Origin of the sequence: Pseudomonas sp. P7758, from assembly GCF_013386485.1 — a bacterium.
Classification (GTDB): Bacteria; Pseudomonadota; Gammaproteobacteria; order Pseudomonadales; family Pseudomonadaceae; genus Aquipseudomonas.
The window spans coordinates 1-391 of record NZ_JACARS010000215.1; the positions used below are offsets into that span (position 1 = coordinate 1).

Sequence of the window (391 nt, forward strand, 5' to 3'; positions counted from 1 at the left end):
GACGTGACCACCCAGGCGCAGATTCTCGACCTGCTGCGCAAGATCCAGCAGGACAAGGGCATGGCACTGTTGTTTATCACCCACGACTTTGCCGTGGTCGAGGCGATTGCCGACCGGGTGCTGGTGCTGGAAAAGGGCCGGGTGGTGGAGCAGGGCACGGCCCCGGCGGTGTTGCGTGTGCCCCGGGAAGATTACACCCGGCAGTTGTTGGCGGCGGTGTCGGCGCAACCGCTGGTGCCACGTACGCAGGTGGCTGGCCCTGTGGTGCTGAAGGCCGAAGCGCTGGGCAAGGTGTTCCGCAGCCGCAGCGGTTGGTGGGGGCGGCGTACGACTCAGGCGTTGGATGCGGTTCAGCTGCAATTGCGTGAAGGCGAGACGTTGGGGATTGTGG

1 pseudogene is annotated in these 391 nt (G+C 65.5%); it reads left to right on the forward strand.

Annotated features, from left to right (window positions below):
- Nucleotides 1–391 (forward strand): annotated as a pseudogene (locus HX873_RS30705) (microcin ABC transporter ATP-binding protein); the annotation flags it as partial.